The organism is Kitasatospora sp. NBC_00070 (assembly GCF_045041205.1).
Classification (GTDB): Bacteria; Actinomycetota; Actinomycetes; order Streptomycetales; family Streptomycetaceae; genus Kitasatospora.
Map to the genome: position 1 here is coordinate 3815324 of NZ_CP108247.1, position 13461 is coordinate 3828784.

Consider the following 13461-nt stretch of genomic DNA (forward strand, 5'->3'; position numbering starts at 1 on the left):
CCGCTCAGCCCAGTTGGGACAGGCCCTCGGTGGCGATCCGCTCGAAGACGGCGAGGTCGTTCGCGAAGATCGAGTCCGGCACCGGCCAGTGGATCACCAGCTCCGTCATGCCCAACTCCCGGTACGTTCCGGCCCAGTCGACGAAGGCGTCCACCGACTGCAATGGCTTCTCCGCCGTCGAACCCTGCAGCAGCACCTTCGTCAGCTCGGCCACGTCCCGGCCCTGCGCCTCGCAGGCCGCCGTCAGCTTCTCGATCTGCCGGGCGATCACCGCAGGCGCCTGCTCCACCGGCACCTCGGCCGGCCCCTTCGGATCGCCGTACGTCACCCAGCCCTGCCCGAACTCGGCCGCCAGCCGCATCCCGCGCGGCCCGGCCGCCGCCACGTAGAACGGCACCCGGGGGCGCTGCACGCAGCCCGGGATGTTCCGCGCCTCGACCGCCGAGTAGTACGCACCGCTCTCGGTCGTGGAGTCCTGGCGGAGCAGCTTGTCCAGCAACGGCAGGAACTCCCCGAACCGGTCGGCGCGCTCCTTCGGCGACCACGCCTCCTGCCCCATCGCGGTGGCGTCGAACCCGACTCCGCCGGCCCCGATCCCGACCGTCACCCGCCCACCGGAGATGTCGTCCAGCGACACCAACTCCTTGGCCAGCGTGACCGGATGACGGAAGTTCGGCGAGGTCACCAACGTGCCGAGCCTGATCCGCTCGGTCGCCGTCGCGGCCGCCGTCAGCGTCGGCACCGCCCCGAACCACGGCTCGTCCCGGAACGACCGCCACGACAGGTGGTCATAGGTGTACGCGGCATGGAACCCGAGGTCCTCGGCCCGCCGCCAGATCTTCTGCCCCTCGCTCCACCGGTGGATGGGGAGGATCACCGTACTCAAGCGCATGCCCTCGACCCTACGTCCGCACCGCGGAGAAACCGGCCACGCCGAGCGCATCGCAGTGGGCCGCTCCTTCTGCCAACAGCCCTTGGCCCGGTGCTCCTCGGAGCCCTGCGGCATGACCGCATGACCGGGCGGGTAACACGTTCGTACAGAGGTGCCCGATGCACGGGGGTGCATTCCAGCGGCGGGCGGACTCGTACGGGGGCATCGGATGTTCGGGGACGGCGGTGTTCGTCGGCGGGTACTCCTGCTGTGTGCGGTGCTCGGCGGGTGCGTGGCGTTATGTCTCTGGTTCGCTCGCGGCCTGCCGGACTTCCGGCAGAACCTGCTGCTCAACCTGGCGCCGGAGCTCCTCACCACGATGATCACCCTTCTGATCATCCAGCCGTTCCTCACCAGGTTGGAGGAGGAGCGGGTCCGTGAGCACCTCCGTCTCGACTATCCGTCCTTCTGCGACAAGGTGGCCCAGACCAGCGACATCGTCGAGGTACTCGACACCTTCTCCTACCTGGTCTCCGGCCGGAACTCCGAACGCTTCGCCGAGGCGGCCCGGAGCGCGGTCAACCGAGGTGCCACCGTCCGCGTCATGCTGCTCGACCCGGACTCGCTGGCGGCTCAGCAGCGCTCCCACGAACTCAGCGCCGACGTACGCCACGAGGTCATGCGGAACCTGCGCGACTTGAGGCAGCTGGCGGCCCAACTGCCCCAAGAGCGCCGGGGGCAGCTGCAGGTGCGCGTCTACGCGGCGGCCCCGTCCATTCAGCTGTACCGGTCCGGCGAACGCATGATGGTGAGTTTCTACCCGGTGAACCGACTCTCCGGTGAGGGTCAGCAACTGGAGGTCCGCGTCACCACCCCGCTGGGTTCCTTCGTCTCCGAGCGCTTCGCCGAGCTGTGGAGCAACAGTCGCTCCATCGACGAGCTGCTGACGCGGCACGTGCAGGTGCTCGAGGAGGGCGGCCGGGCGGCCGGAGAGCCGATGCGGTTGGACTACGTCCGGCACGAGGGCGGCCTGTACGTCTGCGACCAGCGCGTGGTGGTGGAGCTCGCCAGACGGCGCGACCGCCAGGTGCAGGTCCGGGTGGACGGACGAGCGGACCAGTTGTTCGAGCTGGAGATGATCGGCGGGGCCGAGCAGGGACTCCTCCAGGCGCTCGCGACCGCCTACTTCGAGAAGTACGGCACCGACGCGGTCGCGTTCGTCCGTCTGACGCCCTTGCCCCATGCCATCATTGACGTGATGTCGGGTGACTCACCGTCACCTGGCGGCACGGAGGTCCGGAGTGACAGCGGAGAACGGTGATCGGCGGCCCGCCTTCCGCGCGCTCGCTCTGCCCCATCTCGATGCGCTGCTCTCACGCGCCGGTCTCGACCCGGCCGATCGCTTGCGGGCCCGCGCTGTCGCCGAGGTGCTGCCCTTCCGGACCAACTCCTATGTGGTCGACGAGCTGATCGACTGGGACCTGGCACCCGACGATCCGATCTACCGCCTGGTCTTCCCGCAGACCGACATGCTGCCGAAGGGTGACATCGACCGCATCGCCGCGCTGCTCACCCAGGGAGCTCCGGCCCCGCAGCTACAGGCGGAGGTGCACGGGATCCGCATGCGGCTGAACCCACATCCCGGCGGCCAACAGGTGCTCAACACCCCCCTGTCGGACGGCCTTCCCATCGAGGGCATTCAGCACAAGTATCCGGAGACGGTGCTGTTCTTCCCGCGTCAGGGCCAGAGCTGCCACGCGTACTGCACCTACTGCTTCCGCTGGCCTCAGTTCGTCGGCGAGCCCGGTATGCGGATGGCGAGCGGCGATGCGACGGCGCTGCGCGAGTACGTACTTGCGCACCCCGAGGTCACCAGCGTGCTCATCACCGGCGGCGATCCCCTGATGATGAGCAGTGCGGTGCTGGCCCGGTACGTCGAGCCGCTGCTGGACATCCCGCACCTGGAATCGGTGCGGATCGGCACCAAGGCGCTGTCCTACTGGCCGCACCGAGTGCTCACCGACCCCGACGCCGACGACCTGCTGCGCCTGTTCGAGCGGGTGGTGCACAGCGGGCGCAATCTCGCACTGATGGGCCACTACTCGCATCCCCGGGAGCTGGCCACCGCCGAGTCGGAACGCGCGCTGCGGCGGGTGCAGGGGACCGGAGCAGTGGTGCGCTGCCAGGCGCCGCTGATCCGGGGAGTGAACGACCGCGCGAGCGACTGGACCGGCCTGTGGCGCAAGCTGGTCGCCCTCGGTGCCGTCCCGTACTACATGTTCGTCGAGCGGGACACCGGGCCGCAGGACTACTTCGCGGTGCCGCTGTCGCGCGCGTACGAGATCTTCCGCGAGGCGTACGCACAGGTCTCCGGCCTGGCTCGAACGGTGCGCGGGCCGATCATGTCGGCCACCCCGGGCAAGGTGCAGGTGGACGGGATCACCGAGGTCGCCGGCCAGCGCGCCTTCGTCCTGCACTACGTCCAGGCCCGCGACCCGGAGTTGGTCGGCCATCCGTTCTTCGCGGCGTACGACCCCAACGCCCGTTGGCTGACCGACCTCAAGCCACTGGTTGGAGAGGGCGCGCTGCTCGGACTCGACTGAGCCGGGGCATCTCCTGCGCAGGTCAGGCGTCGCTGCCTCAGCATTCTTGCGTGTTCGATCCTGAATTCGGGAGGTTTGACGCAAGGTCCGCTTCGAGAGGATGCTTGTTGCGTATTCCCTCCCGACAACGGGATAGAACACGCAAGGAGGGTTGATGGAACTGCTTTCGGTGAAGCAGGCCGCCGCGCTGCTCGGCATCGACGATTCCCGCGTCAGACAGCTTCTCCGCGCAGGGGCGCTGGAAGGTCAGCAGGTCGGAGGGCGCTGGCTGGTCGACGGTCACAGCGCTCGACAGCGGAAGGAGCGCGGCGGTGCGGCAGGCCGCCCGCTCTCCGTGCGCAACGCTTGGGGTGTCCTTGCCGCCCTCACCGGTCAGCGAGCACCAGGTCTGTCCGATGCGGAGTGGTCCAGAATCACGAGTCGGCTCAGGAACATGACGGCTCACGACGAACTACCGGTCGCCCGCCTGGGGCAGCTGGTACGGGCCCGAGCCGAGTGCCGACGCTATCGCGTTCACAGTGGACTGCTGCCAACCCTCCTGGCCGACCCCGACGTTGTTCGCGGTGGTGTCAGTGCAGCGGCCCGGGTCGGGGCCGGCTATCTGGCACCGGGCCAGGCCGAGATCTACGTGCACCCGGACAAGGTCGGCGAGTTGGAAGCGCGGTTCGGACTCGCCCGCGACAACGCCCAGGGAAACCTGCTCGTACGCGTGGCCCCCGGGGAGGCATGGACCTTCCTGCGCTCGGATGCCGCCCCCGGAGAGAGCGGCGACGCACCGGCCGCGGTGGTGGCAGCGGACTTGCTCGACTCCCGGCAGGACCGTGGCGACACCGCTGCTGCGGAGTTGCTCCGGCTGATCATCGACCGGATGCCGAAGCGGAGAGACGCCGAATGACAGGTGCGACGGCCTTCGTTGCGATCGAGTCCGACCTCATGACCGGACCGCTGGTGGAGCTGTGGGGCGTGCTGCTGGACTTGTCGGAGAGGGTTCCGCAGGCGTGGTCCCTGATCGGTGGGCAAATGGTCCTGCTGCACGGATTGGAACACGGCCGAACACCGCCGGCCGCAAGCGCTGACCTGGATGTGCTCGCAGACCTCCAGTCCGACCAGCTGAGCCTGAGCCGACTGGTGACGTCCCTCGGTGATCTCGGCTTCGCTCCTGCAGGCATGTCCCCTCAGGGAAACCTCCTGCACCGCTACATGCGCGGTGCAGCACCGGGGCAGTTGGTGGTGGATGTGCTGGCCCCGGACAATCTGGGACCGCGGGCGAACCTGACGACCACCCCACCGGGTCGGACCCTGGAGGTTCCCGGAGGCCGCCAAGCCGTACAGCGCACCGAATCCGTCCGGGTGAGACTCGGTGAGCGTCTGGGCACCATTCACCGCCCGAACCTGTTGGGAGCGATCGTTGCCAAGGCCGCCGCAGTGGGTATCAAGACCGCGCCACCTGACCGGCACTTTCGCGACCTGGCATTCCTGCTGTCCCTGCCGATGAACCCGATCGAGATGCGCGGACAGTTGGAGAAGTCGGACCGAAAGAAGCTGGCTCTGGCCGTGGCACTGCACGATCCGCAGCACGCGGCTTGGCGCGAACTGCGTGATGCCGCCGCACGAGCGGACGGCCAGGCTGCTTACGCTTTCCTCTCGGCCCCGTGAGCGCTTTGCCCGACCCGGCTCCGGCTGAAGCGGAACGGGTCGAGGCATATCGTTCCTACCTGGCGCGGTGAGCGTGGACACCCTCACGATCGAGAGGGCTTGCATGGTTGTCGTCGTACCGGGCGAGGACGAGGCGTCGTTGCGAAGCCTCATCGAGCGGAGCTCCGACCTGAAGGGCCAACTCGTCGCCTTCACCCGGAGCGCGCTCTTCGACCGGTGATTGGCCCCATCCGGCGCAAGGACGGTACCGCCGTCGTCCTGCTGAACCTGGTTGACGACCTGGAGTACCGCACGTACTCGAACGTCGGACCGGCAGCCTTCCGTGGGGTGTCCAGGGGAGAGTTCCTGGTCGCCTCCCTGCTGCCCGTCCACACGGCGGACGGGGCCTGGCTGATCTCCGGGGCGATGTCGTCCTACCCGAAGTCCAACGCCACCGAGATCGCCCGGGCCGCACTCCAGCTCGCCACCGACCACCCCGAGCTGGTTTTCCGCAACTCCGAGAAGATCAAGCAGGGATGGGAGTCGATGCGGGCTGACCGGCAGGTGTTCGTCGAGTTCTTCGGCGGCGACGAGCTGGTCCTTCCCCCCGCCGAAGCCGAGTACCGTCTCAACTCCTACTACCGGCAGCAGGCCGCCGCCGCGCAGCCCGACCGCGCCCGGGGCAGGCGCCTGCTGGGATCCGACTTTCCGGGCTTCCAACTGCCGCGAGCCCTGGCGGACTCGGACACCGTCGGCGTCATCTACGACGCGGTCGACGGACTCACCTTCTACGCCGACTACGGGATGCTGCGGGACCACTTCGCCGACCCGGCCCACGCCGGACGCAGGCAGCGTCGGGACGTGCTCCGCGCGTACCTGCGCGAGGACTCGATCTCGCCGCGGCCGATCCGTCGCTTGGCCACCGCCCACCCGGACACAGTCGACACGGTCTTCCGAAAGCTGCTGCGCAAGCCCGAATTCACCTGGCCCGAGCACGGAGAGGCCCTGCTGCGCCGACGCAAGCCCTGGTACTACGCGCAGGAGCCCCTCCCTGGCGTGTCCGTGATCGGCGAGCGCCTCGGCGAACTCGCCGCCGGCACCGGCACCGGACGACAGAAGTTCACCAGGTCCCGGCGCGCGGTGCGCCACCGGGACCATCCGTGATGCATTCCTCGCTCCGGGGTGACACCCGGGGTGACCTGCGGGGGTGGGGGTCGGGGCGGGGGCAGGGAGCGCGGGGGCGTGGTGAGTGGGTAGCCTGTCGGGTCGTCAGTGCCGGGCCGGGGTGTGCCGGTGTGGATCGAGCATGGGGGAACCAGCGATATGTCAGCTCGTAGGCTGCTCACGGGAGTTGCGGTCGTCTCGGCCGTGGTCATCGGTCTGACCGGGTGCCAGAAGCACTCGACGCGTGGGAGCAGCACCAACCACGTGCAGGCCCCGGCGGCCGGCAGCACGCCGCCGCAGGCTCCGGTGGAGAAGACGTCGGCGGCCCCGACCCCGTCGGCGAGCGGCTCGGCCGACGACGCGGACCCGACGGGCTGCACCACGCCGACGCCGAAGGCCGGCCGGAAGTACGTCCAGGCGGTGAAGCCGCCGAAGCAGGACACCCTGTTCGTGAAGGACGCCAAGTTCGTCTGCGACCCCAACGACGGCCACTACGCCGGCGCGGGTGCGGACAAGACGTACATGCTCGCGGCCAAGGTGACGGCGCAGATCGTCAACGGCCCCGGCAAGTTCAAGACGGTGCCGGTCGGCGAGCTGTTCACCCACGTGGGCGACTGCCTGCTCGGCGTGGAGGTGCAGGACCCGGCCAGCTGCTCCAACGGGATCTACGAGATCGCGGTGGACGGCAGCGGGAAGGTCACCGAGATCAAGGAGATCTGGCACCCCTGACCGGGCACGATCACCAGGTGCCGTCCTGGTCGGCGGCGGATCGGGCGGGGTGAGCGAAGATGGAGCGGTGACTGCCACCCCCTCCCAGCCGCTCCCCCGCCTGATCGCCACCGACCTGGACGGCACCCTGCTCTGCCCCGGCGGCGGCGTCTCGCCCCGGACCGCGGCCGCGCTCACCGCCGCCGAGCGGGCGGGCGTCCAGGTGGTCTTCGTGACCGGCCGGCCGCCCCGGTGGATGGCGCAGGTCAGCGCGCACATCGGCGGGCACGGCGTGGCGATCTGCTCGAACGGCGGCGCGGTGGTGGACGTCCGACGGGGCGAGCTGCTGCGCACCTACCCGCTGGCGGCGGCGGACGCGCTCACGGTGGTGCAGTTGCTCCGGGCCGAGCTGCCCGGGTCGGCGTTCGCCTTCGAGTTCCCCGGTGGATTCGCCCGGGAGGACGGCTACCAGCTGCGGATGTGGGGTTCGGACGAACCGCACGCGGTGGCGCCGGCCGAGCTGCTGCTCGCCGACGGGCAGGTCCAGGGCCTGTTCAAACTGCTGGTCAAGCACCCCGAGCTGGACCCGGACGCGTTCCTCGGCAAGGCCCGCGAGGTGGCCGGCCGGTACGTGGAGATCACCCGGTCCTCGCCGTTCGCGCTGCTGGAGATCAGTGCGCTCGGGGTCACCAAGGCGTCCACCCTGGCCGACTGGTGCCACGCCGAGGGCATCGACCGGAGCGAGGTGGTGGCCTTCGGCGACATGCCCAACGACCTGGAGATGCTGGCCTGGGCGGGCTCGGCGTACGCGGTGGCCAACGCGCACCCGGAGGTGCTGGCCGCCGTGGCCCAGCACACCGTCAGCAACGAGCAGGACGGGGTGGCGGCGGTGCTGGAGCGGCTGCTGGGGCTGGAGCCGCTGGACCGGCAGGGGTGACAGCAGCGGGATCGACGGTGGCCGGACAGACGGTGACGGGATCGCCGGTGGCGGGGTTCAGAGCCGCGCCGTCCAGCGGACCCGAGTGCCCTTGCCGTCCGGGCCCGGCTCGTGCCAGGCGGCGCCGCCCAGCGTCTCGGCGCGGCGGGTGAGGTTGCGCAGACCGCTGCGCCGCCCGCCGTCCGGGATGCCGACGCCGTCGTCGGTGACGGTCAGCAGCACGCCGGGCCAGCCGGGGCGGTCGTAGACGTCCGGGTCGCCGGAGATCGGATGGCCCTCGGCGTCCAGGTGGACGGTGGCGTCGATCTCCACACCGACCCGGGAGGCCCGCGCGTGCCGGGCCGCGTTGGAGAGCATCTCCCGTAGTGCGGCCAGGAGTTGACGGCCGCTCTTCTCGCCGACCAGGCTCTCGACCGGACCGGTGAAGGTCATCGAGGGCTTGAAGCCGAGGGCGGCGGCGGCCTGGCTGCCCTCCCGGAGCACCCGGGTGCGCAGGGTGTCGGGCTCGTCGCCGTGGTCGTCGTGCTGGAGCGCGTAGATGGTGGTGCGGACTTCCTGGATGGTCGCGTCGAGTTCGTCGACCGCCTTGCCGATGCCGACCTTGACCTCGGGGACCAGGGCCCGGCGGGCCGCCCCTTCGAGCATCATGCCGGTGGCGAACAGCCGTTGGATCACCAGGTCGTGCAGGTCGCGGGCGATCCGGTCGCGGTCCTGGAAGACCGCCAGGCGCTGCTGGTCGCGCTGTCCCTCGGCCAGCCGGAGGGCGAGCGCGGACTGCGAGGCGAACGCCTCGGCGAGCTGCTTCTCGGAGTCGGTGAACGGCGGTGCGCCCTGGCTGCGCCAGACGCAGAGGCCGCCGAGCACCCGGCCCGCCGCGATCATCGGCACGGCCATCGAGGCGCCGAACTTCCGGGCCAGCCGGATCACCACGTCGGGGTCGTTCGCCATGTCGTCGATGTAGACGCTCTCGCCCTGGAGCAGCTCGGCCGCGAAGCTGGTGGGCGGCAGCAGCTCCCCCCGGACGAACTCGGCCTTCTCGCCGGAGGCGTGCGCCACCCGCATCTGCCCGTCGCCGGTGGGCAGCAGGATCATGCCGAGGGCCGCGTCGGCGAGTTCGCGGACCTGCTCGGCGGCCACGGTCAGGGCGACCTGGGCCCGGTCGGTGGAGAGCAGCGCGGTGGTGACGGCGGACGCACCGGCGATCCAGCGCTCGCGCCGTCGGCCCTCCTCGTAGAGGCGGGAGTTCTCGATCGCGACCCCGGCGGCCGCCGCCAGCGCGTGCACCACCTGGGCGTCCTCGGGGGTGAAGGCGCCGCTGCTGGTCTTCTTCTCGGTCAGGTAGAGGTTGCCGAACACCTCGTCGCGGACCCGGATCGGCTCCCCGATGAAGGACTTCATCGGGGGGTGGTGCGGCGGGAAGCCGGTGGACCGGGGGTCGGTGGACAGGTCGGTCAGCCGGAGCGACTCCGGGTGGTCGATCAGCACCCCCAGGATGCCGCGCCCGGCGGGGAGTTCACCGATCGTGGCGGCGGTCTCGTCGTCGATGCCGATGTGGATGAAGTCGGAGAGCCCGTCCGCGTGCGGGGAGATCACGCCGAGCGCGGCGTACCTGGCGTCGACCAGCTCGGCGGCGGCGGTGGCGATCCGCTGGAGGGTCGCGTGCAGGTCGAGCCCGGCACCGACCGAGACCACGGCCTCGAGCAGCCGCTGCATCCGGTCGGTGACGGCGGCGGCGGACTGGAGGCGTTCGGAGACCTCGGTCACCAGCGTGTCCAGGCCCAGGGACGCGATCTCGGGGACGCGGTGCGGGGTGGGTTCGCCGGTGCTGCCCGGGTCGGGCTGGATCTCCATGGGATGAGCCTAGTTTGTGGTGGTTTGTAGTGGTGGTTGCGGCTGCTCGGTGGTGTGGCGGGCGGGCGGGAGGTCGGGCCTGGTGGGGGTGGGGGTGAGGGCGGCGAGGCCGAGGTCGGCGAGTTGTTCGCGGTGCCAGGTGGCGGCGAAGACGGTGGTGGGGTCGGCGGTGAGCTCGGACCAGGTGCCGCGTTCGACGATCCGGCCGTGGTCGAGGACCAGGATCTCGTCCACCGCGTCCAGACCGGCCAGCCGATGGGTGATCAGGAGGGTGGTCCGGCCGGTGGTGGCGGCCAGCAGGTCGGCGGTCAGTGCGTCGGCGGTGGGCAGGTCGAGGTGCTCGGCGGGCTCGTCCAGGATCAGGATCGGGAAGTCGGCGAGCAGCGCCCGGGCCAGGGCGAGGCGCTGGCGCTGGCCGCCGGAGAGCCGGGCGCCGTGCTCGCCGACCATGGTGTCCAGGCCGTCCGGGAGGCTCTGCACCCAGGGGAGCAGGCGGGCGGCGGAGAGCGCGGCGGCCAGCTCCTGGTCGGTGGCGGCGGGCGCGGCCAGCCGGAGGTTCTCGCGGAGCGAGCTGTCGAAGATGTGGGCGTCCTGGGCGCACAGGCCGACCGAGCGGCGGACCTGGTCGGACTGGATGGCCCGGGTGTCCACAGGCTGTGGACAGTGCAGCGCGATGCTCCCGGCGCTGGGGTCGAGGAACCGGAGCAGGGTGTGGGCGAGGGTGGTCTTGCCGGAGCCGGACGGGCCGACGACGGCGATCCGGCGGCCGGGGGTGAGGTCGAGGTCGATGCCGTGGATCGCGTCGGTGCTGCGGCCGGGCCAGCGGGCGGCGAGCTGGTGGGTGGTCAGGTGGGAGCTGGGGCCGAAGTGGGGTGCGCCTGCCGGTTCCAGGACGGGTGGGTCGGTGCGGAGGAGTTCGTCGAGCCGGGCCGAGGCGGACTTGCTGCGGGCGCGGGCCTGCACGGCGGTGGGCATGCCGGTGACGGCTTCGAAGGCGGCGAGCGGCAGCAGGATCACCAGGGCGAGGCAGACCCCCGGCAGCGCACTGGTGCTGACGGCGTGTACGCCGACGGCTGCGGCGGCCGTGACGGTGAGTCCGGTCAGCGCGGCGGTCAGGCCGGTGGAGGCGGCCAGGGTGGCGGCGGAGCGGGCCGCGAGGGTGGTCAGGCGGCCGTCGGCGGCGTGCGCGGTACGGAGCCGGGCGGGCAGCGCACCGGCCACCGTGAGTTCGGCGGTGCCGGTGAGGGTGTCGACCACGGCGGTGGCCAACTCACCTCGGGCCGGGGCCTGTTGCCGTTCGGTACGGGCGGAGGCGCGGGTGGCGAGGGCCGGGACGACGGCTCCGGCGAGCAGCAGACCGAGGGCGAGGACCGCGCCGGCGACGGGGAGGAATGCGGCCAGCGCGAGGGAGGAGAGCGCGGAGACGGTGACGGCGATCGCGGCCGGGAGCTTCCAGCGGAGGTAGTGGTCCTGGATCGCGTCGACGTCGGAGACCAGGCGGGAGAGCAGGTCGCCCCGACGGAAGGCCGGGAGGGCGGTGGGGGCGAGCAGTTCGAGGCGGCGGTAGACGGTGGTGCGGATCGCGCCGAGGGCGCGGAGCACCGCGTCGTGCGAGACCAGGCGTTCGGCGTAGCGGAAGACGCTGCGGCCGATGCCGAAGGCGCGGACGGAGGTGACGGCCATCATCAGGTAGAGCACGGGGGGCATCTCGGAGGCGTACGAGATGAGCCAGCCGGAGGTGGCCATCAGGGCTACGGCGCAGGTGAGGGCCAGGGTGCCGAGGGTGGTGGCGAGGGTGAGGCGGGGGGTGGTGGGGGTGGGGGTGGCTGGGGTTACGGCGGGGCTCTCGGGTGTGTGGGGACCGGGGGCGCCGGACGGGACGGTCCGCTCCGGGGGGCTGCACGATTTTCCTACCGCCGACCCGGTGGGTGGGGCTGAGTCGCCGTTGGCGGTATGAAAATCGCGCACCACGCCCCCCTCCGGGACCGTCCCGTCCGGCGCCCCCTCCCGCAGCAGACCCTCTCGCCCTTCAGGGGTGGTGGGGGTGGGGAGGGTGGGGAGGGTCGTCGGGGTAGTGGGGGTGGTGGGGGTGGTCTGGGGTTGGAGGTGGTGGTGGGTGGTGGCGGTTTGGAGGAGGGCGGGGCGGTGGGCGATGAAGAGGACGGTGCGGTTCTTCAGGGCCTGGAGGGTGGCGACGATGACCTGTTCGCTGGCGCTGTCCAGGTTGGCGGTGGGCTCGTCCATCAGGAGAAGGGGACGGTCCGTCAGGAGGGCGCGGGCGAGCGCGAGGCGTTGGCGTTGGCCGGCGGAGAGGCCGGCGCCGTGCTCGCCGAGGGTCAGGGTGAGGTCGGCGAAGTCGGTGGCGTGGGCGGCGGTGAGGGCGGCTCGGAGGTCTTCGTCGGTGGCGTCGGGGCGGGCCAGCCGGATGTTGTCGGCGACGGTGCCGGCGAAGAGGTGGGGGTGCTGGGGGACCCAGGCGATCTGGCGGTGCCAGGTGGCCGGGTCGAGGGTGGTGAGGTCGTGGCCGTCGATGCGGATGGTGCCGGCGGTGGGGGTGGTGAAGCCGAGCAGGGTGGAGAGGAGGGTGGTCTTGCCGGAGCCGGAGGGGCCGGTGAGGGCGGTCACGGTGTGGGGCGTGAGGGTGAGGGTGGTGGGGGGCAGGCGGTCGGCGACCGTGAGGGCGGTGAGGGTGATCGTGGCGGTGTGGAGGTCGGGGGACGGGGTGGTGCCGGGGGTGGGGAGGGGGGTTTCGAGGACTTCGAAGATCTCGTTGGCGGCCGAGAGGCCCTCGACGCTGGAGTGGTAGAGCGCGCCGACCTGGCGGATCGGGAAGTAGACCTCGGGGGCGAGGATCAGGATGAGGAGGCCGGTCTCCAGCGTGAGGGTGCCGTTGACCAGGCGGAAGCCGATGGAGACGGCGACCAGGGCGACCGAGAGGGTGGCCAGCAGTTCCAGGGCGAAGGAGCTGACGAAGGCGATCCGGAGGGTGCGGAGGGTCGCCTTGCGGTAGTCGTCGGTGATCCGGGCGATGGTGGCCGCCTGGTGCTTGGCCCGGTTGAAGATCTTGAGGGTGGGGAGACCGGCGACCACGTCGAGGAAGTGGTGGCTGAGCCGGGAGAGGGTGCTCCACTGACGGTCCATCTGGCTCTGGGTGGCGAGACCGATGAGGACCATGAAGAGCGGGATCAGCGGGAGGGTGCCGGCGATGATCGCGGCCGAGGTGAGGTCGGCGCCGAGGATGCGGAGCAGGACGATCGCGGGGACGACCAGGGCGAGGGCGAGCTGGGGGAGGTAGCGCGCGAAGTAGTCGTCCAGGGCGTCGACGCCTCGGGTGGCCAGGGTGGTGAGTTCGCCGGTGCGGCGGGTGGAGAGGTAGCCGGGGCCGAGGGCGGTGGCGTGGTCGAGCAGGCGGCGGCGGAGGGTGGACTTGACCCGGGCGACCGAGCGGTGGGCCGTCAGTTCGGTCAGCCAGGCGACGGCGGCGCGGCCGAGGGCGGTGGCGGCGAGCAGGGTGAGGGGGGTGGTGAGGGCGTAGGTGTGTTGCTGGAAGGCGCTGACGACTATGTCGGTGATCAGGGTGGCCTGGAGGACGGTGAGGACCGCGCCGACCCCGCCGAGGACCACTGATCCGGCGAGGAAGGTACGGGTGGTCCTGGCCTGGCGGAGGAGGCGGGGGTCGACGGGTCGCATGG

The 13461-nt window shown here is 71.1% G+C and carries 10 protein-coding genes; 7 read left to right on the forward strand and 3 right to left on the reverse strand.

The features are described from left to right. Positions 1–4: 4 nt before the first annotated feature. Positions 5–892, reverse strand: a complete 888-nt coding sequence (locus OHV05_RS17740) for an LLM class flavin-dependent oxidoreductase (RefSeq protein ID WP_405018556.1) — start codon at positions 890–892, stop codon at positions 5–7. Between the two features lie 208 nt (positions 893–1100). On the opposite strand from OHV05_RS17740, the gene OHV05_RS17745 reads away from it, so the two are divergent. The 7 genes from OHV05_RS17745 (at position 1101) to OHV05_RS17775 (ending at position 7918) form a co-directional block, all read left to right on the forward strand. After that, positions 1101–2192 (forward strand): hypothetical protein, encoded by a 1092-nt coding sequence (locus tag OHV05_RS17745; protein ID WP_405018557.1) that lies wholly within the window; start codon positions 1101–1103, stop codon positions 2190–2192. Beyond that, positions 2173–3474, forward strand: coding sequence for a KamA family radical SAM protein (locus tag OHV05_RS17750; RefSeq protein WP_405018558.1), 1302 nt, complete (start codon positions 2173–2175; stop codon positions 3472–3474). Before OHV05_RS17745 ends, OHV05_RS17750 begins: the two co-directional genes overlap by 20 nt. 154 nt (positions 3475–3628) lie before the next feature. Beyond that, complete coding sequence (locus OHV05_RS17755) at positions 3629–4369, forward strand: helix-turn-helix domain-containing protein (protein ID WP_405018559.1); 741 nt, start codon at positions 3629–3631, stop codon at positions 4367–4369. Beyond that, positions 4366–5130 carry a hypothetical protein gene (locus OHV05_RS17760; RefSeq protein WP_405018560.1) on the forward strand — a complete coding sequence of 255 codons (765 nt, stop codon included), beginning with the start codon at positions 4366–4368 and terminating at the stop codon, positions 5128–5130. Before OHV05_RS17755 ends, OHV05_RS17760 begins: the two co-directional genes overlap by 4 nt. Before the next feature lie 216 nt (positions 5131–5346). Further along, positions 5347–6273 (forward strand): hypothetical protein, encoded by a 927-nt coding sequence (locus OHV05_RS17765; RefSeq protein ID WP_405018561.1) that lies wholly within the window; start codon positions 5347–5349, stop codon positions 6271–6273. 159 nt (positions 6274–6432) lie between these two features. Then, entirely contained in the window at positions 6433–7002 is a 570-nt protein-coding gene (locus OHV05_RS17770) for a hypothetical protein (protein ID WP_405018562.1), read from the forward strand. 67 nt (positions 7003–7069) lie between these two features. Next, entirely contained in the window at positions 7070–7918 is an 849-nt protein-coding gene (locus OHV05_RS17775) for an HAD family hydrolase (protein WP_405018563.1), read from the forward strand. 57 nt (positions 7919–7975) lie between these two features. Here the strand turns inward: OHV05_RS17775 and OHV05_RS17780 are convergent, their stop codons facing one another. Together OHV05_RS17780 and cydD are read right to left on the reverse strand one after the other, a co-directional pair. Then, positions 7976–9769 carry a GAF domain-containing protein gene (locus tag OHV05_RS17780; protein ID WP_405018564.1) on the reverse strand — a complete coding sequence of 598 codons (1794 nt, stop codon included), beginning with the start codon at positions 9767–9769 and terminating at the stop codon, positions 7976–7978. Between the two features lie 9 nt (positions 9770–9778). Beyond that, positions 9779–13459, reverse strand: a complete 3681-nt coding sequence (cydD, locus tag OHV05_RS17785) for a thiol reductant ABC exporter subunit CydD (RefSeq protein ID WP_405018565.1) — start codon at positions 13457–13459, stop codon at positions 9779–9781. Between the last annotated feature and the right edge of the window lie 2 nt (positions 13460–13461).

Bases quoted from the DNA above. Each gene is read 5' to 3' on its own strand.
- OHV05_RS17780 (WP_405018564.1), bottom strand. From the start codon at position 9,769: ATGGAGATCCAGCCCGACCCGGGCAGCACCGGCGAACCCACCCCGCAC.
- OHV05_RS17740 (WP_405018556.1), bottom strand. From the start codon at position 892: ATGCGCTTGAGTACGGTGATCCTCCCCATCCACCGGTGGAGCGAGGGG.
- OHV05_RS17755 (WP_405018559.1), top strand. From the start codon at position 3,629: ATGGAACTGCTTTCGGTGAAGCAGGCCGCCGCGCTGCTCGGCATCGAC.
- OHV05_RS17770 (WP_405018562.1), top strand. From the start codon at position 6,433: ATGTCAGCTCGTAGGCTGCTCACGGGAGTTGCGGTCGTCTCGGCCGTG.
- cydD (WP_405018565.1), bottom strand. From the start codon at position 13,459: ATGCGACCCGTCGACCCCCGCCTCCTCCGCCAGGCCAGGACCACCCGT.
- OHV05_RS17745 (WP_405018557.1), top strand. From the start codon at position 1,101: ATGTTCGGGGACGGCGGTGTTCGTCGGCGGGTACTCCTGCTGTGTGCG.
- OHV05_RS17760 (WP_405018560.1), top strand. From the start codon at position 4,366: ATGACAGGTGCGACGGCCTTCGTTGCGATCGAGTCCGACCTCATGACC.